Here is a 22300-nt window from a genome sequence, read left to right on the forward strand (position 1 = left end):
CCCGGGCGCCACCGCGAACACGGTGGCGCCCGGGTCACGCTTCCCGCGGCGGTGCCGTCGATTCGCGCCGCACCAGTTCCATCGGGGCGCCGACGGTCTCGGAAACCGGGGCGTCCGGATCAGTGGTGGTGAGCTTCTCGACACCGCGCCGGCCGAGTTCCTGGAGGGGCATCCGCACGGTCGTCAACGCCGGCACCAGGTACTCGGCGAACGGCAGATCGTGCACCGCGACGATCGACAGCTCGGACGGCACCCGGACCCCGCAGCGGTACGCCGCCCGCACCGCGCCGATCGCCGACGTCACGTTCGCGACGAACACCGCAGTGGGACGCGGGGTGCGTCCGAGCAGCTCGGTCATCGCCTGGAACCCGCCGTCGGCGGTGTAGTCCGCGCGCACCGCCAGCCCCGGGTCGGGCGTCGCACCGTGCCGCCGCATCGCGGCCCGGTATCCGCTCGCGCGCCGGGACGCGGTGTCCGATCCGTCCGGACCGGCGAGGTGCGCGATCCGCCGATGCCCCAGGTTGACCAGGTGCTCGACCGCCATCGCGGCCGCGCCCTCGTCGTCCAGGACGACGTGGCGGGTGGCGTCGGCCATGCTCCGGTTGAGCAGCAGCCAGGGCATGCCGGACTCGCGCAGCGCCGCGGGCGTCGCCGTCACGCCCCCGGCGAGCAGCAGCCCGTCCACCCGGCCGTCGGCCAGCAGGTCCAGGTACGGCTGGGCCGAGTCCGCGACCCGCCCGGAGCCGGTCACCAGCACACACCCCCGCTCCGCCGCCGCGGCCTCCGCGCCCGTGACGATCTCGGCGTACACCGGGTCGGCGTGGTCGGGGACGAACAGGCCGATTGTGCGGCTCCGGCGGGTGCGCAGCGTCCGGGCGGCCGCGTTCGGCCGATAGCCGAGCGCCTTCACCGACGCGAGCACCCGCACCCGGGTCTCCGGGCGGATGTTCAGCCCCGGATCGCTGTTCATCACCCGCGAGATCACCGACCGGTCAACCCCCGCGTGCGCGGCGACGTCCGCGAGCGTGACGCGTTTCCCTGGTTTCACAGCGCAGATTCTTCCGGTCGCTGCCCGTCGCCGGAGCGATCCGGCACCTCGACGACGGTCGGCTGATCGTCGTGTCCCGGGGGTTCCGGTTCGCCGCGGTAGGCGATCGGGGCTACAGCGAGCCCGTCGGGCCGTCGGGCCGCCGGGTCGGCAAGTCGATCGGGCCGGCAAGTCGATCGGGCTGGTGACGGCGTCGGGTCGGCGAACGGGTTTGGGTCGGCAAGCCGATCGGGCTGGCGACGGCGTTGGGTCGGCGAACGGGTTCGGGTCGGCAAGCCGATCGGGTCGGCGAACGGGTCGGGGATCCGGTGCCGGGTGGCCGGGTGGCGGTGGTGCCGGGCGGTCGGGTAGTTGAGCCGAGCCAGCCGTCGGTGTTCTCCGCGGGAGTGTGCCGGCGGCAGTGCGGATGGTCGTCGAGGTGGAGGCCGGGAAGTCGCTCGCGCCATCCGCCCGTCGGCTTCGAGGAGTTGCGACGTATGCCGGTCCCGGCGGTGCCTTTTGACCAGGGCGAGGCGCGGCGAGGGCAACGAGCACGAGGTCGAAGTCAATCAATTGACCGGAGTGTTGGCCTGTTTCAGCGCTCGCGAGCAAACGCTTGACTAGCCTGCTGTGCCTGCTGTGCCTGCTGTGCCTGCTGTGCCTGCTGTGCCTGCTGTGCCTGCTGTGCCTGCTGTGCTCACGGTATTCGGCTGCGCGGCCTGTCTGCGGGGGTCGATCGCCCTCTGCGGTTGATGGCACGCTGCGGCAACAGGGGGGCGAGGTCGTCTGATGCCCGCGGCGCTCGAGTGCGCCCGCTGGCGCCGCGCTGTATCTGCTGTGTCTGGCTGCGCTCAGTGCGCACGGCTGGGCTGCTTGTTCGCAGCGGTCGGCGCCCTTGCGGTCGATGGCGCCGCGGCGAGAGCGGTCGTGGCCTGCCCGCGCGGCTGCCTGCACTCACGGTGCTCATAGTGCCTGCGGACCCCGACATGGCCAGCGTTTCCTGCGGTGCCGGTGCTCCATGCGGACCCGGTGCTTCCTGCGGTGCAGGTGTATATGCGGTGCCCGTGTTACTCACAGCGCCCGTGTTACTCACAGCGCCCGTGTTACTCACAGCGCCCGTGTCATCCGCAGTCTCATGCCTCCCTCCGGTTCCCACACCCTGTGATGCGTGCGGTGCTCGCGTGTGCCCGCGGCGCTGCCTATGCCCGGCGCTCACCGGTGCCCGAAGCGCCAGCCGTGCCCGAAGCGCCCAATCGTGCCCGAAGCGCCCAGTCGTGCCCGCAGGACCCGACCGTGCGAGCAATGCCCGTATGCCCTCGGCGACCACCCGCACCCGTAGTGCGGGCTGCGCCCGCCGGCCCTGCCCGCGCCCACCGACCCCGCCCACCCCTATCGGTCAATGACACCCTGGCGGGAACGGAGTGACGTCACGCCCAGATCGGCCCGATGGCCGGCCGCGGCGCCCTCGCGGTGGCCGCTGCCGCTCAGATACCGCGGCCCCATCGTCCCCAACCTCGGAAAAGCCTCCGCGAACCGGGTGTCGACCACCCGCCGCCGGTCGGCCAGCACCACTTCGGCCGAGCGACCGGCCGCGCTGGTGGACGTGGTCTGCGCCCGGGCCCGCTCCTCCGCCTCGGCCAAGCGGTGGTGGATCGTCGCGCTGAACCCCACGATCCAGGACCGCCGGTAGGCCGCGACGTGCTCCCCGGGCGGAACGCGCGCCGCGAGCACCCCGCGTACCGCCTGCAGCAGCAACGACGTGAACAGGATCTCGGCGCGTTCGATGTCGGACGCGAACCCGAACAGCAGCGCGGTCGTGTCCCGCCCGCGGTACCCGGACTTGTGGACCACCCGCAGCCCCATCGCCCTGGCGATTCCGGCCAGCAGCCCGAACTTGTCCCGCGCGTACGGCGGATCCACCGGGATCTCCCGGTCGGCGATCCCGTCGGCGGTCTCGTCGCCGTCGGCGAGCATCGCCCGGTCGACCCCGTACCGAGCCATCAACTCGGCGGCCTTCGCGGTGAACGTCTCGGCCTCGGCCGGGCTGGCCGCGGCGTCCTCGGCCTGTGCGAGCAGCTTGCGGATGACCGCGAGCTTGGCGTCCGTCGAACTCATGCGCCCCACCCTCACAGCTCCCGGACCCCACGTCGACACCCGCCGGAGTCGCTGTGGATATCCCACCCGCCTAGGCTCGGACCCATGCCGCAAGAGCTGCTGGTGATCGTCAACGAAGGCGCTGGCAGTACCGAACTCGCCGCCGTCGACAAAGCGGTCGAGGTCCTGCGCCGCGTCGCCGACGTCGTGGTGGCGCGTACGGCCGACCTCGACGCCCTCGGCGCTGCCCTGCGCATCCATCGCGAACGCACGACCGTGCTCGCCGGCGGTGACGGGTCGCTGCACGCCGCGGTGCAGTTGCTGTACGACGCCCACCAGCTCGATCCACAGCGTCCGTTCGGGCTGATCCCGCTGGGTACGGGCAACGACCTGGCGCGCACGCTCGGCATCCCGCTCGACCCCGTCGCCGCCGCCGAGACCGTGCTGGACGGCTACGCCCGCGCGCTCGACATCGCGGTCGACAACACCGGCGAGGTGCTGGTGAACGCCGCTCACGCCGGCGTCGGCGCGGAGGCCGGCCGGCTGGCGTCCGGCTGGAAGCCGACGCTCGGCGTCGCGGCCTACCCGCTCGGCGGCCTGGTCGCGGGCTTCACCAGCGAGGGCTGGCACATGGCCATCGAAGTGGACGGCGAGCAGGTCCACGGCCCCGAGACGCCGGTGCTGATGCTGGGTATCGGCAACGGGCGTTCGATCGGCGGGGGCACGCCGCTGGCGCCGAACGCCGAGCCCGACGACGGCCTGCTCGACGTGGTGGTCGCCGCCGTCCAGGGCCCCCGTAACCGGTACGAGTACGGCCTGGCGCTGCGTAACGGCGTCCACATCCGCCGGGAGGACGTGCAGGTCTACCGGGGCGGCACGGTCGTGCTGAAAGTCCCCGACGGTGCCGACGTGTTCCGGGTGAACACCGACGGCGAGATCAGCGACGAGGTGACCCACCGCTCCTGGGACGTGAAACGGGGCGTCTACTCGATCCTGGTCTCGGGCTCGGCGCGGGCCGTCTGGTGACCGACCCCGGCGCGGAGCGGCTGGTCGCCGAACCGGCGAAGGACCCCGGCACCGGCCGCACTCCCTACCAGCGCGACCGGGCCCGCGTCCTGCACTCGGCGGCGTTCCGCCGGCTCGCCGCCAAGACCCAGGTCATCACCGCCAGTGGGGACGACTTCCTGCGCACCCGCCTCACGCACTCGCTGGAGGTCGCCCAGATCGCCCGCGAGATGGGCGTCGCGCTCGGCGCCGACCCGGACGTCGTCGACACCGCCGGGCTGGCGCACGACCTGGGGCACCCGCCGTTCGGCCACAACGGCGAGGACGCGCTCGACGTCGTGGCGCAACCGGCCGGTGGCTTCGAGGGCAACGCCCAGACCCTGCGCGTGGTGAGCCGGCTGGAAGCGAAGGTGCCCGGGGCCGGCCTCAACCTCACCCGCGCGACGCTCGACGCGATCACGAAGTACCCGTGGGGCCGGAAACCGGGCACCCGGAAGTTCAACGTCTACCCCGACGACCAGCCGGTCTTCGAGTGGTACCGGGAGCAGGCTCCGCCGGACCGGCGGTGTCTGGAAGCCCAGATCATGGACTGGGCCGACGACGTGGCCTACTCCGTCCACGACCTGGAGGACGGCGTGCACGCCGGCCACGTCCGGATCGAACTGCTCGCCGACCCGGACGAACGCGACGCGCTCTGCGCCGACGTGGCCCGTGTCTACTCGCCGGAGTCCCCGGGCGACCTGCGTGCGGTGCTCACCGAGCTGCTCGCCGAGCCCGTCGTGGAGGGGCTCGCCCGGTACGACGGCAGTCACCTCGCGCAGTCCCGGCTCAAGCAGGTCACCAGCGCACTGGTCGGGCGGCTGTCCGCGGTCGCGGTGCGGGCCACCCGGGAGAAGACCGGTCCGGGCCCGCTGCGTGGCTACGCGGCCGACCTGGAGATCCCCCGGCGGGCCCGGGCCGAGTGCGCGCTCCTCAAAGGACTCGCGCTGCGCTACGTGATGAACCGCCCCGGCGCGAACGCGCGCTACGTCCGGCAGCGCGAGATACTGACCCGGCTGGTCGAGGCCCTCCTGCACCGGGCTCCGGACGCGCTCGACCCCATTTTCGCTCCGCTCTGGAAGAGCGCCGCCGACGACGCCGCCCGCCTGCGCGTCGTCATCGACCAGGTGGCGAGCCTGACCGACCCGGCGGCGGTCGCCTGGCACGACCGCCTCGCCGGACCCCTGGAAGGAGCACCGCAATGAAGTACGCCCGGCTCGGCCGCACCGGTCTGGAAGTCTCCCGGATCTGCCTGGGTTGCATGACCTACGGCGATCCGGACCGCGGGAACCACAGCTGGACGCTCCCCGAGGACGAGAGCCGCCCGTTCATCCGGAAGGCGCTCGACGTCGGCATCAACTTCTTCGACACCGCGAACGTCTACAGCGACGGCAGCAGCGAGGAGATCGTCGGGCGCGCGCTGCGTGACTTCGCCAAGCGCGACGAGATCGTCCTGGCCACCAAGGTCAACGGGCGGATGCACGAGGGCCCGAACGGCGCCGGCCTCTCCCGCAAGGCGATCCTCGCCGAGATCGACAACAGCCTGCGCCGCCTCGGCACCGACTACGTCGACCTGTACCAGATCCACCGCTTCGACCCCCAGGTGCCGATCGAGGAGACCGCCGAGGCGCTCCACGACGTCGTGAAGGCCGGTAAGGCGCGCTACATCGGCGCGAGCTCGATGTGGGCGTGGCAGTTCGCCAAGTACCTCCACGTCGCCGAGAAGCACGGCTGGACCAGGTTCGTCTCGATGCAGAACCACTACAACCTGCTCAACCGGGAGGAGGAGCGGGAGATGATCCCGCTCAGCATCGACGCCGGCGTGGGCGTCATCCCGTGGTCGCCGCTGGCCCGGGGCCGCCTCACCCGCGACCCCGAGGTCACCACCAACCGCAGCGAGAGCGACGCGTTCGGCAGCCGGCTCTACGACGTCGAGGCCGACCGGGCCGTCGTCGCGGCGGTGGCACGCATCGCCGAGGAACGCGGTGTCCCGCGGGCGCAGGTGGCCCTCGCCTGGATGCTCGCCCGGCCCGGTGTCACCGCGCCGATCATCGGGGCGAGCAAACTCTCGCACCTGGAGGACGCGGCGGCCGCGGTCGACCTCGACCTCTCCGCCGACGAGATCGCCGCCCTCGAGAAGCCGTACGTGCCGCACGCCGTCGTCGGTTTCTAGGCCGTGGCCGAGGGGCCCAGGGCGGTCACTCCACCGGGTGGCCGTCCAGGGTCCAGAAATGGAAACCGCCGAGCATTTCCTTGACGCGGAAGCCCAGTTCGGCCAGGCGCAGCGCGGACTTGGTGGAGCCGTTGCAGTGCGGGCCGTCGCAGTAGGTGACGTACATCGCCGCGCGGTCGAGGTGCCCGGTGCTCTCCGCGGTGATGCTCCGGGTCGGCAGGTTCAGCGCCCCGGGGACGTGTCCGGCGGCGTACTTCTCCGGCGACCGGGCGTCCACGACGACGAACCCCGTGACGCCATGCGACAGGTCGCTCGCGACGTCGGCACAGTCGGTTTCGAAGCGGAACCGTTCGCTGAGGCGAGCCACCGCCGCCTCGGGTTCGGCCGCCGGAACGCGGGTGACCAGCCCGCGCAGGACCTTCATCGGGCCAGCTCCAGCCTGCGCACGGCGGTGGTGCGGCCACCGAGCTCGACCGCTCCGTCGCCGGTCGGGCCGGCGATCAGGACCGAACCGACGCCCTGGTGGATCTCGACCCTGCGGCCGAGCTTCCCGACGAGCGCGACCGCGGCGGCGCCGGTAGCTTCGTCCTCCTGAATGCCCATATCGACCGGGAAGGACCGGGATCGCACTATTCCGGCGGCCTCGTCGATCCAGGCCCAGACGTACTGCTGGCCCTCGGTCGGCAGCGGGTAGTTCTCGACCTCGGCCGCGCTGCCGAGCTGCCGGAAGTCGAACTTCGGTGTCCATTCCGGACGGGCGGTCACCCAGGTCAGGTCCGTCTCGTAGCGGACCGCGACGGTCCCCGCGGGCGGGCGCAGCGCGTCGACCGGGGCCTTCTCCCGGGCGAGCAGCCAGGCGGTGCCGACGGTCGGGTGACCGGCGAACGGCAGCTCGACGGCGGGGGTGAAGATCGTGATCGCGCCGGTGGCCGCGTCGTCGACGAAGACGGTCTCGCTGTAGCCGAGCTCGGCCGCGACGCCCTGACGGTCGGCCCGGAGAACGCTCGCACCGTCCAGGACGACGCCGAGCGGGTTGCCGGCGGTACCGTCGGGACCAGGGAAGACCAGCAGTTCGTGCACCTCGATGCTCATGCCGCTGAGCATGCCGTGCCGACGTCGGTTCAGTCGACTGGCAGCATTGCCCACTATCGCAAGAAGACTGCCAGAAGGGGTCGCCGCCGATTGTCGGGGGTTCGCCATAGACTCGACGCCGTGGCGGGGCGGATCAGGGACAGCGACATCGCGTTGGTGCGGGAACGGTCACCGATCGTCGACGTCGTCGGTGAGCGGGTGACGCTCCGGCCGGCGGGCGGCGGCACGTTCAAAGGGCTGTGCCCCTTCCACGACGAGAAAACGCCGTCTTTCAACATCAACCCGGCTAAAGGCGTCTACTACTGCTACGGCTGCGCCGAGGGTGGCGACGTCCTGAGCTTCGTCATGAAGACGGAGATGCTGACGTTCTCCGAAGCGGTCGAGCGGATGGCCGCCCGGGCGGGGATCCAGCTCACCTACACCGAGGCCGGGCCGGCGCCGGTGCGCAACACCGGCCAGCGTCAGCGGCTCATCGCCGCGCACACCGCGGCCGCCGAGTTCTACGCCGAGCAGCTCGGCACCCGCGACGCGATGCCCGCGCGCGAGTTCCTCGCCGCCCGGGGCTTCGGGCCCGACGCGGCCCGCCAGTTCGGCTGCGGGTTCGCCCCCGCCGGCTGGGATGCGCTCACCAAACACCTGCGCGGCCGCGGCTTCACCAACGAGGAGCTGGTCACCGGCGGTATCTCGAAGGCCGCGCGGTCCGGGTCGCTGATCGACCGGTTCCGCGGGCGGCTGGTCTGGCCGATCCGCGACCTCGGCGGCGAGGTGATCGGGTTCGGCGCCCGCCGCCTGCTCGACGGCGACGACGGCCCGAAGTACCTGAACACCCCCGAGTCGCCGATCTACAAGAAGTCGCACGTCCTCTACGGCGTCGCGAACGCGAAGAAGGACATCGCGAAGCAGCAGCGCGCGGTCGTCGTCGAGGGCTACACCGACGTGATGGCCTGCCACCTCGCCGGTGTCGTCACCGCGGTCGCCACCTGCGGCACCGCGTTCGGCGCCGACCACATCCAGGTGCTGCGGCGCCTCCTGATGGACCAGGACGAGTTCCGCGGCGAGGTCATCTTCACCTTCGACGGCGACGCCGCCGGGCAGAAGGCCGCGGTGCGCGCGTTCGAGGACGACCAGCGCTTCGTCGCCCAGACGTTCATCGCGGTGTCGCCGCAGAACATGGACCCCTGCGAGCTGCGGCTCGCGCACGGCGACTCCGCGGTGCGTGACCTGGTGGCCCGCCGCGAGCCGCTCGTCGCGTTCGTGCTGCGGACGCTGCTGGCGAAGTACGACCTGGACACCGTCGAGGGCCGGGTCGCCGCACTGCGCGCCGCCGCACCGCTGGTCGCGCGCATCAAGGACCGGGCGCTGCGGCCGGAGTACGCGCGCAAGCTCGCCGGTGACCTCGGCATGGACCTGGAGCCGGTGCTCAAGGCGGTCAACGAGGCGGCCGGCAAGGGCGGCGGCAAGGGCGGGGGCGGTCGCAACGCGGCCCCGAACGGGAGGGCGCCGCGTCAAGGTGGTGCGCCCGAGGCCGAAGACGACGCGCCGGTGAGCCCGGCCGGTGGGCGGCCCGACCCGGCCGACCGCGCGCTGATGGTGGAGCGCGAGGCCATCAAGCTCGCCGTGCAGGAGCCGGTGCTGGCCGGGCCGCTGTTCGACGCGGTCGGCGAGGACGCGTACACCAACCCGGCGTACCGGTCGGTGCGGCGCGCGGTCGCGGTGGTCGGCGGCGCGGTGGTCGGTACGTCCGGGCCCGAGTGGGTGCAGGCGCTCATCGACGCGTGTGACGACCTGGTCGGCAAGGCGCTCATCGTCGAGCTGGCGGTCGAGCGGCTCTTCAACGACGGGGAGATCGATCCCCGCTACGTGTCCGCGCAGATCAACGAGGTGCAGCGGCTCGCGACGGTGCGGCGCGTCGTCGCGGTCAAGTCGAAGTTGCAGCGGGTCAACCCGGTCGACGCCGTGGACGAGTACATGAAGCTCTTCGGTGAGCTGGTCGCGCTCGAGCAGTATCTGCACGGGCTGCGCGAACAAGCGATCGGAGGCCTGTGATGAAGCTCCTCGACCGGCTGTTCCGCCGGGACGCCCCGCCGGTGACGCCACCGCTGGACCCGGCCGACCGGGTCGTGTCGTGGGCCACCACCGCGGAGGCGGTCGCGGTGGCGAGCGTGCACGCGCTCTGGCTGCCGCCGAAGAAGGGCGTCTCCGATCAGGAGTGGCACCGGCTCGGCTGGCACGAGATCCACAAGGCGGTGTGGCGCGACGGGTCGCTCGTCGTCACGCCGGGGGTCGAGGTCGAGCCCGGGGTGGTGGCGGACGGCGCGGTGCGTCGGCTGCGGCTGCCCGACCCGCGTGACCTGCCGGTCCAGGTGCGGGAGCGGGTCGAGCGGAGCGTCGCGCACACCGAGCACCACGCGCTGAGCGGCGGTGGGGGAGTCCGGGTGGTCGCCAGGCGCGTGCCCGGCCACGACGGCCTGACCTGGCAACTGCGCTTCGACGACCCCGCCGACCGGAGTTCCGACGCCGCCCGGGCCGAAGCCGAGGTCCTGCTCGACGCCGCCCGCGCCACCCACGAGCCCGTCTAGCTCCGCAGGTAGGTCAGGACGGCGAGGACACGGCGGTTGTCGTCACCGGCCTGCTCCAGGTCGAGCTTCGTGAAGATGCCGGTGATGTGCTTGCCGATCGCGGCGTCGGTGACCCGCAGCTGCCGGGCGATCGCGGCGTTCGACCGCCCCTCGGCCATCAGCGCGAGCACCTCGCGCTCCCGCTCGCTCAGCCGCTGCAACGGGTCGCGGTTGCGCCGCAAGAGCTGTCTCACCACCTGGGGATCGACGACCGTGCGTCCGGCCACCACCTGCGCCACCGCGTCGACGAACGCCCCGACGTCGGTGATCCGGTCCTTCAGCAGGTAGCCGACCCCGGCGTTCCCGGGGGAGTCGAGCAGCTCGGCGGCGTAGGTCAGCTCGATGTACTGGCTGAGCACGAGCACCGCGAGCCCGGGACGCCCGCTGCGCAGCGTCACCGCGGCTCGCAGCCCGTCGTCGGTCTCGTCCGGCGGCATCCGGACGTCGGTCACGACCAGGTCCGGATCGAACGCCGACGTCGCCGACCGCAGCGAATCGGCGTCCCCCACCGACGCCACCACGTCGTACCCGAAGCGGGACAGCGCGGCCGCGATGCCCTCCCGGATCAACGCGCCGTCCTCGGCGAGCACTACTCGGACGGCGCGCACGGCAGCTCCACCCGCAACACCGTCGGCCCACCCGGCGGACTCACCAGCGCGAGCCGGCCGGCCGCCGCGGCGACCCGGTCGGCCAGGCCGGCCAGACCGCTGCCCGGGGCCGCGGAAGCGCCGCCCACCCCGTCGTCCCGGATCTCGACGACCAGCCGGGAGCCCTCCTGCCCACCGGTCACCGACGCACTCGAACACCCACTGTGCCTGGCCACGTTGGTCAGCGCCTCGCACACCACGAAGTACGCGGCCACCTCCACCGACGACGGCAGCCGCCCGGGCAGCTCGAGCTCGACGTCGACCGGGACTCCGGACCGGTCCGCGAGCTCGGCGACGGCGGCGGGCAGGCCCCGATCGGTGAGGATCCGCGGGTGGATACCGCGGAGGAACTCCTGGAGTTCGTCGAGCGCGCGCCGGGCGTCACCGTGGGCACGTTCCACGAGCGTGCGCATCTCGTCGGGCCCGGCCAGACGGGCCAGGCCGAGCGTCATGCCCAGGGCGACGAGACGCTGCTGCGCACCGTCGTGCAGGTCCCGTTCGATGCGGCGGCGTTCGGCGTCGAACGCGTCCACCAGGCGGGCGCGCGACCGGACCAGCTCGACGACGTTCTCGTCGGTGACGCCGCGCCGCGGGGCGAGGAACGCCCGGGCGAGCCGCGCCCGCCCGGCGGCGTAGAGCCGGATGAGATACCCCGCGAGCGGCAGCGCGAGCACCCCGACGACCGCGGCCGCCCAGGCCTGCCCCGGCGTGGTGACGAGCACCAGCTTCAGCACCTTGACCTCGTCGAACCAGGCCTGCAGCACCGGTGAGGACATCAGCGACAGCGGCACCGCGACGCCGTAGCCGAGCACGGCCAGGTCCAGCCACCACAGCAGGCCGCCGAGCAGCAGCGCGTACGCCAGCTCCCGCCAGCTGGCGCGTTCGTGGAGCCGGCAGCTCAGCCAGGCGCGCAGACCGGGCCGGTCCGGCTCCCGGTGCGGGTCGCCGTCCACCCCCAGCCGGCGACGCTCGACCCAGCCCACCGGCAGCCCCGACAGCAGCACGGCCCCCAGGATCGGCAGCCCGATCAGCACCGGCGCGGTGAGGGCGCCGACCGTGACCAGCCCGAGCAGGAGCACCGCCGTGACCGCGCCGGTGACCACTCCGGTCGCGAGGGACACCACGGCACGCATCACGGTCGGACCCTACGGGTGCGGTGCGGCCACGACAGTAGAGAAACCACTACCTCCGACGTCGAAGCAGGCCTGGTGCGTGCCGGTCGTCGCTCCGCTGTGCTCGACGGCATGGACGATCAGGCGGTAGGGCTGCGTGGGGTCACCAAGACCTACGGGCGGAAATCGGCGCGCGTGACCGCTCTCGACGGCGTCGACCTCGACTGTCCCGCCGGGACGTTCACGGCGGTCATGGGGCCGTCGGGGTCGGGGAAGTCGACGCTGTTGCAGTGCGCGGCCGGGCTCGACCGGCCCGACCGCGGGAGCGTGCTGGTGGCCGGCGTCGACCTCACGCGGTTGAGCGAGACCCGGCTGGCGCGCCTGCGCCGGGACCGGATCGGCTTCGTCTTCCAGTCGTTCAACCTGCTGCCGTCGCTGACCGCGGAGCAGAACGTGGGGCTGCCGCTCCGGCTGGCCGGCCGTCGCCCCGGACGGGACACGATCCGCGGGGCGCTCGCCCAGGTCGGGCTGGCCGGCCGGGAGCGGCACCGGCCCGGCGAGCTGTCCGGGGGGCAGCAGCAGCGGGTCGCGATCGCCCGCGCCCTGGTGAGCGCGCCGCCGGTGCTCTTCGCCGACGAACCGACCGGTGCGCTGGACAGCGCCGCCGGGAGGGGCGTGCTGGAGATGCTGCGCGCGATGACCGGGCGGACGATCGTGATGGTGACGCACGATCCGGTCGCCGCCGCGTACGCCGACCGCGTGGTGTTCCTCGTCGACGGGCGCCCGGTGGAGGAGCTCGACCGGCCGACCCACGCGTCGGTGGTGGAGCGGATGGCCCGGCTGGCGGAACCGGCGTGCTGACCGTCGCGCTCAGTACCCTGCGGTCCCGCTGGACGACGTTCGTCACGACGGTGCTCACGCTGACGCTCGGCGTGGCGTTGATCGCCGCCGCCGGGGTGGTGATCGCGGGCACGGTGACCGCACCGGACCGCCCGCCCCGGCGGTACGCGGCCGCGCCGGTGGTGGTGACGCCCCGCGACGAGCTGCGTGTCCCGACCGCGAACGGGGTGCAGGTGATCCCGCTGGCCGAATCCCGCGGTCTCCGGCCGGAGGTGGTCGCGCGTGTGACCGGGCTGGGCCCCGCGGTGATCGACCGGATCTTCCCCGCCGGCCTCGCGGGCAGTGAGCCCGGCGCGGTGGGCCGGCCGTGGGCGGCGGCCCGGCTCGGGAACTACCGGCTCGTGACGGGCCGGGGCCCCCGGAAGGCCACCGAGGTCGTCGTCCGCGACGGCGTGGCCGGGGTCGGGGTGGGGAGCGCGGTGACCGTGCTGACCGCGGCCGAGATCCGGGTCTACAGGGTGGTCGGGCTGACCGCGCCGGTCCCGTTCGAGCAGGCGATCTTCTTCACCGACGCCGAGGCGGCGCGGCTCTCGCCGCGGGTCGACGCGGTGGCGTCCGGGGCCGCGCCGGCGGCCGTCCGAGCGGCTCTCGGCGACGACGCCCGGGTATCGACCGGAGCCCGGCGCCGGGCGCTCGACCCGGATCACCGCGCCGACACCGAGGCCCTGGTCGCGGCGAACGCGATCGTCGGGACCGCAGCGGGGGTGTCGGGGTTCGTCGCGGTGTTCGTGATCGCGTCGACGTTCGCGTACGCGGTGGCGACCCGGCGGCGCGAGCTGGCGCTCCTGCGTACCTCGGGTGCGACCCCCGGCCAGGTCCGCCGGTCGGTGATCGCCGAAGGGCTGCTGCTGGGCGTGGCCGGGTCCGCCGCCGGGTGCGCGCTGGGCGGACCGCTGGCCCGTGGGGTGGCGGTGTGGCTCGTCGACAACGGGCTGGCTCCGCCGTGGTTCACGGTTCCGGACCCGCGCTGGCCGTTCGTCGTCGCGTCCGGGGCGGGGGTGCTCACCGCGCTGCTCGGGGTGGTGGCCGCCGCCCACCGCGCCGGGCGGATCCGGCCGGTGGAGGCGCTGCGCGAGACCGCGGTCGGAACCCCGATGACGCCGGGCCGCTGGATCTTCGGCCTGGTGACGTTCTCCGGCGCGCTGTTCATGCTCGTGGAGCCGGTGGTGGCCGCGCCCGCCGCGGCGCTCGGCCGCAAGCACTACCTCCCGGCGACGATGCTCCTGCTGGTCGCGATCGCGTTGCTCGCGCCGCTGGTCGTGCCGCCGCTGGCGCGTCTCCTCGGGACGCTTACCGGGCTGCTCGCCCGGCAGGCGGCGCTGACCGCGGCCAGGCGTACCGCCGCGATGGCGGCTCCGGTGCTGCTCACGGCCGGTCTGGCCGGTGGTGTGCTGACGGTGACGGCGACGATCGACGCCGCGAAGTCCGCGGAGCGCGAAGGCCTGGCAGTCTCCTCGGAGCTGGGCCTGGATCCGGACGCGGTGGCCCGCGTCCGCGCCGTGCCGGGCGTGGCGTCGGTGAACGTCGTCCGTCCGACCGTCGTCTACGCCGCCGACGACGACGCGGCGGTCGTGCGGCACACTGCGCGCGCGGTCGACCGGGTCACCGGGGTGCCGGTGCTCGCCGGTGACCCGTCGGCCCTCGACGATCAGTCGATCGTGGTGGACGCGGAGTTCGGCTGGTCGGTGGGGGAGCACGTCCAGGTCTGGCTGGCCGACGGGAGCCCGCGTTCGTTCCGGGTCGTGGCGGTGGTGCGCGAGGGCGTCGGCGGCAACGGGGCGTTCCTGTCCGGCCGCCACGCCGGGACGGCGGTCGCGTCACGGGTGGAGGTGAGCGTGGCGCCGTGGGCGTCCCGGGCGGAGGTCTCCCGCGCGATCGAGGCCGCTGTGCGGGGGCGTGGGGAGCTGGCTACCACGAGGACCTCGCGGCGCGCGCAGACGCTGGGGCTGCAGGTCATTCTCGGGCTGGCGACGGTGCTCGCGGTGCTCTCGATCGTCGGGACGACGCTGATGGCGGCACGCGACCGGCGCGGCGAGTCCGAGTTGCTCGGCCTGGCCGGGGCGACGCCGCTGCAGGTGGTGCGGGCCGTGTGCGCGGAGGCGCTGCTGGTGTCGGCCCTGGGCCTGGTTCTCGCCGCAGCGGCGACGGTGTTGTCGAGCGCAGCGCTGTGGCTGTGCCTCTGGCAGCTGACGGGCGGACCGCTACCGGTCGTGGTGCCGTGGGGCCCGGTCACCACCGTGGCCGCGGTGTGCGTCGGGGTGACGGTCGTCTCCGCCCTCGTTCCGGCACTGTGGACGCTCGGAAGGGCGTCGACGAAGCGGCGGGCGCCGGCGTCCGCGGTTTAGGGTGGGCGCCGTGCTCATCGACCGCAATCCGCTGCCCGACGGTATCGACGAGCGGCTCCGGCGGCAGCTGTCGTTCATCGCCGAGGTCGATCAGCTCAAGACCGTGCTGCGGGCCTCGCCGCTGGCGGCGGCCGAGCGGCGGGAGAACGACGCCGAGCACTCGTGGCACCTCGCTCTGATGGTGCTGCTGCTCGCCGAGTACGCCGACGAGCCGATCGACGTCGGGCACACGATGCGGCTGGTGATCGTGCACGACCTGGTGGAGATCCACGCGGGTGACAGCCCGGTGTTCGACCCGGCCGCGGTCGTGGGGCAGCGGGAACGCGAGGAGGCCGCGGCCGACCGGCTGTTCACGCTGCTGCCCGACGACCAGGCGACGCACCTGCGCGCGTTGTGGGACGAGTTCGAGGCCGGTGCGACGCCCGAGGCGCGCTTCGGCAAGGCGATGGACCGGCTCGAGCCGATGCTGCTCAATTGGCTCACCGGGGGCGGGACGTGGCACATGCCCGGGGCCACCGAGAGCACGGTCCGGGCCCGCGAGTCCGGGGTGGTCGCCGGTTCCACGTCACTGGGCGCGGCAACCGGCCGCCTGGTCGACGAGGGGATCCGCCGCGGCTGGATCCGGCCCGACGGGCCCGACCTCGAGCCCTCCAGCGGGGGCTGAGCGCGACGGCAGGCCGATGGCCAGCCCGGCGGCCACCACCGCGATACCCACCCACACGAGCACGCCCGGCACCGGCTGTCCCAGCATCACCCCGCACAGCGCCGCCGACACCGGCGCGACGCCGGTGAGCAGCCCGGCGCGGCTGCTCCCGAGGTGGGCGACGCACGTGTACCAGAGCACGAACGCCAGCGCGGTCACCGCGACCGCGAGGTAGACGATCGCCCCGACCTCGGCCCGGCCGAACTCCGACACCGCGGTCGGGCCTTCGCGCACGACGCCGATCACCAGGAAGGCCACCGCGGCGATCCAGGTGGTGTGCACCGAGACCCCCCACGGCCGGAGCCGCCCGAGTACCGGCACCGCCAGCAGCGTGAACGCGGCCTCGCTCGCGAACACGACCACCGCCCACAGCAGCCCCAGGCCGTCGCTGCGCCCGAGTCCTTCGACCAGGCCCGCTCCTGCGGTCACCACGAGCGCCGCGACCAGCGCACGCACGCTCGGCCGGGCGCCTTCCAGCAGCGGTCCGACCGCCGCCATCAGCACCGGGACGCTCGCCACCGCGACCCCCAGCACGGCCGGCTCGGCGTGCTGGGATCCCTGCACGAGGGCGATGTTGAACACCACCAGGCCGGTCACCGCGATCCCGCTCAGCCAGAGCCACTCCGCTCCCCGCGGCCGGACCAGGCGCTGTCCGGCGAGCCGGGCGAACCCGATCAGCAGCACGCAGGCCAGCGCGTAGCGCACCGCCTGCACGGTGAACAGCGGGCTACCGACGAGCAGCGACGACACCGCGACGCTCCCGCCGACGAACACCATTCCGGTCGCGCCGGACGCGGCCGCTAGACGTGAAGTGAGCATGCAGCCATGCTGGGGTCCGAACATGGTCCGGTTGAAGGACCATTTGTGGCGCGAAAAGGTGGACCAATGTCGGCGGGGTCGGACTTCCTGCAGCTCCGGGCCGAGGCCGCTCCGGCCAAAGGCATCACCACCTGGCTCGTCGACGCCGTGCGCGTCGCCGTCGTGGACGGCCGTCTCGGGCCGGGGGCGCGGCTGCCCGCGACACGTGATCTCGCCGCTGATCTCGGGGTCTCCCGGGGCGTGGTGGTCGAGGCCTACCGGCGCCTGGTCGACGAAGGGCTGGCCGAGGCCCGCACCGGCGCCGGCACCGTCGTGACCAACCGGCTGGCCCCGCTCGCGCCCCCGCCGCCCGGGCGCGGGCCGGACGGGGTGGCGTTCGATCCGGCCGGGTTGCGGTTGCCGCTGGGGCCGGGGGAGGGCATCGAGTTCGACCTGTCGCCCGGGCGGCCGGACCTGGCCGCGTTCCCGCGCGCGGCCTGGCTCCGTGCGGAACGGGCCGTGCTCACGTCGATGACCAGCACCGACCTGGGCTACGGCGATCCGCGCGGCACGCTGTCGCTCCGCCGTGAGCTGGCGGTGTGGCTCGCGCGCACCCGCGGCACCCGGGCCGAACCCGACGACATCCTCGTGGTCGCGGGAGTCGCTCAGGCCCTCGCCCTGGCCGCCAGGGTCCTCGGGGCGCGGGACGTCGCGATGGAGGACCCCGGTTCGCGAGGAGCCCGGGACCAGATCACCAGCTGGGGTCTGCGCCCACGGCCCGTCCCGGTCGACGAACACGGCCTCCGCGTCGAGGACCTGGTCGCCACCGGGCTGGACACCGTGCTGCTCACGCCCGCCCACCAGTTCCCCACCGGCGTCGTGCTCAGCCCGGCTCGCCGCCGCGAACTGCTCGCCTGGGGCGGCCTCGTCCTCGAAGACGACTACGACGCCGAGCACCGCTACGACCGGGCCCCGGTCGCCGCGCTCCAGGCCTCCGCGCCCGACCGCGTCGTCTACATGGGCAGTACGTCGAAGACCCTCGCGCCCGGCATGCGCCTGGGCTGGATGATCCCGCCGCGCGCGACGCGCGACGACCTGATCGCCGTCAAACACTCCACCGACCTGGGGAACCCGGCCCTGTCCCAGTTGGTGCTGGCCCACCTGCTGCGATCGGGGGAGTACGAGCGCCACCTCCGCCGGGTCCGCCAGCGTCAGCGCCGTCGCCGCGACGCGCTGTTCGCCGCGCTCGAGCAGCACCTCCCCGCCGCCCGCGTCGAGGGCGTCGCCGCCGGTCTGCACCTGCTGATCACGCTCCCCGGTGAGATCCCCGACACCGTGCTGGCCGAGCAGGTCGCCGAGGTCGGCGTCCGGGTGCACCCGCTGTCCTGGCACCGCACCGCCCCCGGGCGGCCCGGACTCGTGATCGGTTATGCCGCACATCCGCCGAATCGGCTCGAGGAGGCGGCCCGCCGAATGGGCGCACGACTCGGCATGGTGGTGCGAACGGACATCACAAGGTAGGAAAAACGCCATGGCACTCGTCGCTGGCGTCGACTGTTCGACGCAATCCACCAAGGTCCTCATCTGCGATTCCGAGACCGGCGAGGTGGTCAGGCAGGGCCGGGCCCCGCACCCCGACGCCACCGAGGTCGACCCGGCCATCTGGTGGTCGGCACTGCAGACAGCATCCGACGGTCTGCTCGACGGTGTCGAGGCGATGGCCGTCGGCGGCCAGCAGCACGGCATGGTGACGCTCGACGCCGACGGGAACGTCGTCCGCCCGGCGTTGCTCTGGAACGACACCCGTTCGGCCGGCGCGGCCACCGACCTGATCGACGAGCTCGGCGGGGCGCAGGCCTGGACCGACGCGGTCGGCCTGGTGCCGGTCGCGAGCTTCACGGTCACGAAGCTGCGCTGGCTCGCCGCGCACGAACCCGAGCAGGCGAAGCGGGTCGAGCAGATCCTGCTGCCGCACGACTGGCTCACCTGGAAGCTGTCCGGCCGGAGCATCGCCCCCACCACCGACCGCGGCGACGCGTCCGGCACCGGTTACTGGTCGGCCGCGACCGGCGAGTACCGCCTCGACCTGCTCGAGCGCGCGTTCGGCCGGGAGATCGGCGTCCCCCGCGTGGCCGCGCCCGCCGAGATCGTCGGCCGGACCCCGGAGGGCATCGCGCTCGCCGCCGGTACCGGCGACAACATGGCGGCCGCGCTGGGGCTCGGTGCCGGCCCGGGTGACGTCGTCGTGTCCCTGGGTACGAGCGGCACGGTGTTCGCGGTGGCCGAGGCGTCGACGAACGACCCGAGCGGGTTCGTCGCCGACTTCGCCGACGCCACCGGCCGGTTCCTGCCGCTGGTCTGCACGCTCAACGCGGCGCGGGTGCTGACCGCGGCGGCCGACCTGCTCGGCGTCGACCTGGACCGTCTTTCGGAGCTGGCGTTGGCCAGCACACCCGGCGCCGCCGGGCTCACGCTCCTGCCGTACCTGGACGGCGAGCGCACCCCCGACCTCCCCGACGAGACCGGGCGGATCACTGGTCTGACCAGGGCAAACGCTCGCCCCGAGAATCTCGCGCGGGCCGCGGTGGAGGGCATGCTGCTCGGTCTGGCCGACGGCCTGGACGCCGTCCGCCAACACGGGGTGCCGGTCCGGCGGGCGCTGCTGATCGGCGGGGCCGCGATGTCGCCGGCAGTGCGCGCGGTGGCTTCCGGGATCCTCGGCGTTCCGGTCGACGTGCCTGCGCCCGGCGAGTACGTCGCGCTGGGCGCCGCGCGCCAGGCGGCGTGGGCGCTCTCGGGTGCGGCGGAGCCGCCCCGGTGGACGGTCGCGGCCGAGCACACCCCGGACGCGACCGACGACTACTCCGGGGCTCGTGACCGCTACGCCCAGTTTCGTACCGGCGTGCAAGAACTTTCGTCTCGATCGAACAAAAGTTAGGCGTCTGTAATCCGAAAGACTCTGGACACCGACTGGAAGCGGGCTCTACGGTCTCCCCACGCCTTGTGACGCAGGCAACCGTGGGAAGGCTGCGCAATGACGCCTCGGCCCCGACCCGACAACTCCGCTCAGTCCCAGATCCTCCTGACCCTTCGTAACGAGGGGCCCGCCTCGCGGGCCGAGCTCGGCGACCGGCTCGAACTCCCGCGAGCCCGGCTGGCCGCCGAGCTGACCCGTCTGAACGAACTCGGCCTGGCCCGCGACGGTGGGCCGGCCGCGTCCCGGGGTGGCCGGCGCTCGACGATGGTCGAGCTCGACCCCGACCTGCGGTTCATCGGCGTCGACCTCGGCGTGACGTCGGTGACCGTCGAGGTCACCGACGGCTCGTTGGAGCCGGTCGCCTCGATCGAGGAACCGATCGACATCCGGCGCGGCCCGGAGGCCGTGCTCGACCGCATCGACGACCTGGTCGAGAAGGCCAGGGTCGACGGGCACCTGCCCCGGCTGGCCGGGATCGGCCTCGGTGTTCCCGGCCCGGTGAGCTTCCGCGACGGGGTTCCGGTGTCGCCGCCGATCATGCCCGGCTGGGACCGCTACCCGGTGCGCGAGGAGCTGGCCGGGCGGCACGGTTGCCCGGTCGTCGTCGACAACGACGTCAACATCATGGTCGTCGGTGAACGCGGCGGCGGGGTGGCCCGGTCGATCGAGGACCTGCTGTTCGTGAAGGTCGGCACCGGTATCGGCTGCGGCATCGTGGTCGGTGGCCAGGTGTACCGCGGGGTCGACGGGTGTGCCGGCGACATCGGGCACATCCAGGTGGACCCGCACGGCCCGGTGTGCGCCTGCGGCAACGCCGGGTGCCTCGAGGCGATGTTCGGCGGCGCCGCGCTGGCCCGCGACGCGCTGGCCGCGGCACGCAGCGACACGTCGCCCGCGCTGGCCGAGCGCCTGCGCCTGAACGGCACCGTGACCGCGGCGGACGTCGGCGCCGGCGCGACCGAGGGTGACCCGGTCTGCATCGGGCTCATCCGCGACGGCGGGCGACGGCTCGGCGGGGTGCTGGCCTCGCTCGTGAGCTTCTTCAACCCGTCGATGATCGTGATCGGCGGCGGCCTGGCCGGGCTCGGCCACCTGCTGCTGGCCGAGGTGCGCTCGGTGATCTACCGCCGGTCGCTGCCGCTGGCCACCCGGAACCTGCCGGTCGTGCTGTCCGAGCTCGGGGCCCGCGCCGGCGTCGCCGGCGCGGCGACGCTGGCCAGCGATCTCGCCTACGGATCGGTGACACCATGACAGAGCCTTTGCTGCGGCTGTCCGGGATCGTGAAGACGTTCCCCGGCGTGCGCGCGCTCGACGGCGTGGACCTCACCGTCGCGCCCGGGGAAGTGCACTGCCTGCTCGGGCAGAACGGCGCCGGGAAGTCGACGCTGATCAAGGTGCTGTCGGGGGCGCACCAGCCCGACGAGGGCACGATCGAGTGGCAGGGATCGGAAGTCCGGTTCGTGCGGCCGACGGCCGCGCTGAACGCCGGGCTCGCGACGATCTACCAGGAACTCGACCTCGTCGACGACCTGACGGTCGCGGAGAACGTGTTCCTCGGGCACGAGCCGCGCCGCCTCGGGTTCAGCTCGCGCGGGGCGGCGCGCCGCCGCACCCGGGAGCTGCTCGGGCGGCTCGGCCACGCGGAGATCCCGGCCGGTCGTGAGGTCGGCCGGCTGCCCGCCGCCGGCAAGCAGATCGTCAGCATGGCGCGGGCCCTCTCGCACGACGCGCGGCTGATCATCATGGACGAGCCGTCCGCGGTGCTCGCGCACGACGAGGTGGAGAACCTGTTCCGGGTCATCCGGGACCTGACGTCGGCCGGGGTCGCGGTCATCTACATCTCGCACCGGCTGGCCGAGATCCGCGAGATCGGCGACCGGGTCACGATCCTCAAGGACGGCCGCACGGTCGCGGTCGACCTGCCCGCGAAGACGACCCCGACGAACGAGGTCGTCCGCCTCATGACCGGCCGCAACGTCGAATACGTCTTCCCGCAGCGGGCCGCAACCACCCCCGGCGAACCGCTGCTGCGGGTCACCGACCTGGGCCGCCAGAAGGAGTTCAGCGACGTCTCCTTCGAGGTCAAGGCGGGGGAGATCGTCGGGCTGGCCGGTCTCGTCGGCGCCGGTCGCTCGGAGATCCTCGAGACCGTCTACGGGGCGCGGAAGGCCGCCACCGGCACGGTCGAGATGGACGGCAAGCCGATCCGCCGCGGCAGCGTGAAGGCCGCGGTCGCCGCGGGCATGGGCTTGGCTCCCGAAGAGCGCAAAAGCCAGGCGCTCCTGCTCGGCGAGCCGGTCTACCGCAACGTCTCGCTCGCGTCGCTGCGCCGGTTCTCCCGGTTCGGCTTCGTGCGGCGGGGGGCCGAGCGGACCGAGGTCGGGGCGGTCACCCGATCGCTCGACCTGCGCCCGGCCGATCCCCGCCGTGCCATGCGGACGCTGTCCGGCGGCAACCAGCAGAAGGCCGTCGTCTCGCGCTGGCTCCTGGGCCGGACCCGCCTGCTGCTGCTCGACGAGCCGACCCGCGGCGTCGACATCGGTGCCCGTGCCGAGCTCTACGCGCTGATCCGCTCGCTCGCCGACCAGGGCGTCGGCGTGCTGATGGTCTCCAGCGAAGTTCCCGAAGTGCTCGGTCTCGCCGACCGCGTCCTGGTCGTGCGAGAGGGAAGGGTCGTGCACGAAGCGCCGGCCTCCGACCTGACCGAAGCCCAGGTCCTCGACCTGGTCATGGCCGGGGAACGCGTCACCACCTCCCGCTGAACCCCCGA

19 protein-coding genes are annotated in these 22300 nt (G+C 73.3%); 12 read left to right on the top strand and 7 right to left on the bottom strand.

All coding sequences use genetic code 11. The features are described from left to right. Positions 1 to 34: 34 nt before the first annotated feature. Together CRYAR_RS47950 and CRYAR_RS07570 are read right to left on the bottom strand one after the other, a co-directional pair. Complete coding sequence (locus CRYAR_RS47950; RefSeq protein ID WP_035849363.1) at positions 35 to 1048, bottom strand: LacI family DNA-binding transcriptional regulator; 1014 nt, start codon at positions 1046 to 1048, stop codon at positions 35 to 37. A 1368-nt stretch (positions 1049 to 2416) separates the two neighbouring features. Continuing rightward, on the bottom strand, positions 2417 to 3142 hold the full coding sequence (locus CRYAR_RS07570; protein WP_035849366.1) for a DUF2786 domain-containing protein: 726 nt from the start codon (positions 3140 to 3142) through the stop codon (positions 2417 to 2419). 84 nt (positions 3143 to 3226) lie between these two features. On the opposite strand from CRYAR_RS07570, the gene CRYAR_RS07575 reads away from it, so the two are divergent. Genes CRYAR_RS07575 through CRYAR_RS07585 form a run of 3 tightly spaced genes read left to right on the top strand, consistent with a single transcriptional unit; the run spans position 3227 to position 6338 of the window. Next, on the top strand, positions 3227 to 4147 hold the full coding sequence (locus CRYAR_RS07575) for a diacylglycerol/lipid kinase family protein (protein WP_035849368.1): 921 nt from the start codon (positions 3227 to 3229) through the stop codon (positions 4145 to 4147). Further along, complete coding sequence (locus CRYAR_RS07580; protein ID WP_035849370.1) at positions 4144 to 5370, top strand: deoxyguanosinetriphosphate triphosphohydrolase; 1227 nt, start codon at positions 4144 to 4146, stop codon at positions 5368 to 5370. The genes CRYAR_RS07575 and CRYAR_RS07580 overlap by 4 nt, the downstream gene beginning before the upstream one ends. Continuing rightward, complete coding sequence (locus tag CRYAR_RS07585) at positions 5367 to 6338, top strand: aldo/keto reductase (protein ID WP_035849372.1); 972 nt, start codon at positions 5367 to 5369, stop codon at positions 6336 to 6338. The genes CRYAR_RS07580 and CRYAR_RS07585 overlap by 4 nt, the downstream gene beginning before the upstream one ends. 25 nt (positions 6339 to 6363) lie before the next feature. Here the strand turns inward: CRYAR_RS07585 and CRYAR_RS07590 are convergent, their stop codons facing one another. Further along, positions 6364 to 6762 carry a rhodanese-like domain-containing protein gene (locus CRYAR_RS07590; RefSeq protein WP_051569891.1) on the bottom strand — a complete coding sequence of 133 codons (399 nt, stop codon included), beginning with the start codon at positions 6760 to 6762 and terminating at the stop codon, positions 6364 to 6366. Next, entirely contained in the window at positions 6759 to 7430 is a 672-nt protein-coding gene (locus CRYAR_RS07595) for a PhzF family phenazine biosynthesis protein (protein ID WP_035861246.1), read from the bottom strand. The genes CRYAR_RS07590 and CRYAR_RS07595 overlap by 4 nt, the downstream gene beginning before the upstream one ends. 120 nt (positions 7431 to 7550) lie before the next feature. On the opposite strand from CRYAR_RS07595, the gene dnaG reads away from it, so the two are divergent. Next, entirely contained in the window at positions 7551 to 9476 is a 1926-nt protein-coding gene (gene dnaG / locus CRYAR_RS07600; protein WP_035849378.1) for a DNA primase, read from the top strand. Continuing rightward, positions 9476 to 10009, top strand: coding sequence for a hypothetical protein (locus CRYAR_RS07605; RefSeq protein WP_035849379.1), 534 nt, complete (start codon positions 9476 to 9478; stop codon positions 10007 to 10009). Before dnaG ends, CRYAR_RS07605 begins: the two co-directional genes overlap by 1 nt. On the opposite strand, the gene CRYAR_RS07610 is transcribed toward CRYAR_RS07605, so the two are convergent. Together CRYAR_RS07610 and CRYAR_RS07615 are read right to left on the bottom strand one after the other, a co-directional pair. After that, positions 10006 to 10656, bottom strand: a complete 651-nt coding sequence (locus tag CRYAR_RS07610; protein WP_084700222.1) for a response regulator — start codon at positions 10654 to 10656, stop codon at positions 10006 to 10008. The two genes, CRYAR_RS07605 and CRYAR_RS07610, sit on opposite strands and share 4 nt — an antisense overlap. Continuing rightward, positions 10638 to 11828, bottom strand: coding sequence for a sensor histidine kinase (locus CRYAR_RS07615; protein ID WP_051569892.1), 1191 nt, complete (start codon positions 11826 to 11828; stop codon positions 10638 to 10640). The genes CRYAR_RS07610 and CRYAR_RS07615 overlap by 19 nt, the downstream gene beginning before the upstream one ends. A gap of 111 nt (positions 11829 to 11939) precedes the next feature. Between CRYAR_RS07615 and CRYAR_RS07620 the strand changes: the two genes are divergently transcribed. Genes CRYAR_RS07620 through CRYAR_RS07630 form a run of 3 tightly spaced genes read left to right on the top strand, consistent with a single transcriptional unit; the run spans position 11940 to position 15716 of the window. After that, a complete protein-coding gene (locus tag CRYAR_RS07620; RefSeq protein ID WP_035861248.1) occupies positions 11940 to 12668 on the top strand; it encodes an ATP-binding cassette domain-containing protein in 729 nt (242 codons plus the stop codon). Beyond that, positions 12662 to 15052: an ABC transporter permease gene (locus CRYAR_RS07625; RefSeq protein WP_035849382.1), complete on the top strand. Its 2391-nt coding sequence runs from the start codon at positions 12662 to 12664 to the stop codon at positions 15050 to 15052. Before CRYAR_RS07620 ends, CRYAR_RS07625 begins: the two co-directional genes overlap by 7 nt. 10 nt (positions 15053 to 15062) lie before the next feature. Then, entirely contained in the window at positions 15063 to 15716 is a 654-nt protein-coding gene (locus CRYAR_RS07630; RefSeq protein WP_211247322.1) for an HD domain-containing protein, read from the top strand. Here the strand turns inward: CRYAR_RS07630 and CRYAR_RS07635 are convergent. Further along, positions 15618 to 16574 carry a DMT family transporter gene (locus tag CRYAR_RS07635; RefSeq protein WP_035849385.1) on the bottom strand — a complete coding sequence of 319 codons (957 nt, stop codon included), beginning with the start codon at positions 16572 to 16574 and terminating at the stop codon, positions 15618 to 15620. The genes CRYAR_RS07630 and CRYAR_RS07635 overlap by 99 nt on opposite strands. 66 nt (positions 16575 to 16640) lie before the next feature. On the opposite strand from CRYAR_RS07635, the gene pdxR reads away from it, so the two are divergent. The 4 genes from pdxR (at position 16641) to CRYAR_RS07655 (ending at position 22292) form a co-directional block, all read left to right on the top strand. After that, on the top strand, positions 16641 to 18074 hold the full coding sequence (gene pdxR, locus CRYAR_RS07640; protein ID WP_035849387.1) for a MocR-like pyridoxine biosynthesis transcription factor PdxR: 1434 nt from the start codon (positions 16641 to 16643) through the stop codon (positions 18072 to 18074). A gap of 10 nt (positions 18075 to 18084) precedes the next feature. Further along, positions 18085 to 19491 carry a xylulokinase gene (gene xylB / locus CRYAR_RS07645; protein ID WP_035849389.1) on the top strand — a complete coding sequence of 469 codons (1407 nt, stop codon included), beginning with the start codon at positions 18085 to 18087 and terminating at the stop codon, positions 19489 to 19491. Between the two features lie 96 nt (positions 19492 to 19587). Further along, positions 19588 to 20781: an ROK family transcriptional regulator gene (locus tag CRYAR_RS07650; RefSeq protein WP_035849391.1), complete on the top strand. Its 1194-nt coding sequence runs from the start codon at positions 19588 to 19590 to the stop codon at positions 20779 to 20781. After that, positions 20778 to 22292, top strand: coding sequence for a sugar ABC transporter ATP-binding protein (locus tag CRYAR_RS07655; protein WP_035849394.1), 1515 nt, complete (start codon positions 20778 to 20780; stop codon positions 22290 to 22292). The genes CRYAR_RS07650 and CRYAR_RS07655 overlap by 4 nt, the downstream gene beginning before the upstream one ends. The last annotated feature ends 8 nt before the right edge of the window (positions 22293 to 22300 follow it).

The organism is Cryptosporangium arvum DSM 44712, from assembly GCF_000585375.1.
In the GTDB taxonomy this organism is placed as follows: Bacteria; Actinomycetota; Actinomycetes; order Mycobacteriales; family Cryptosporangiaceae; genus Cryptosporangium; species Cryptosporangium arvum.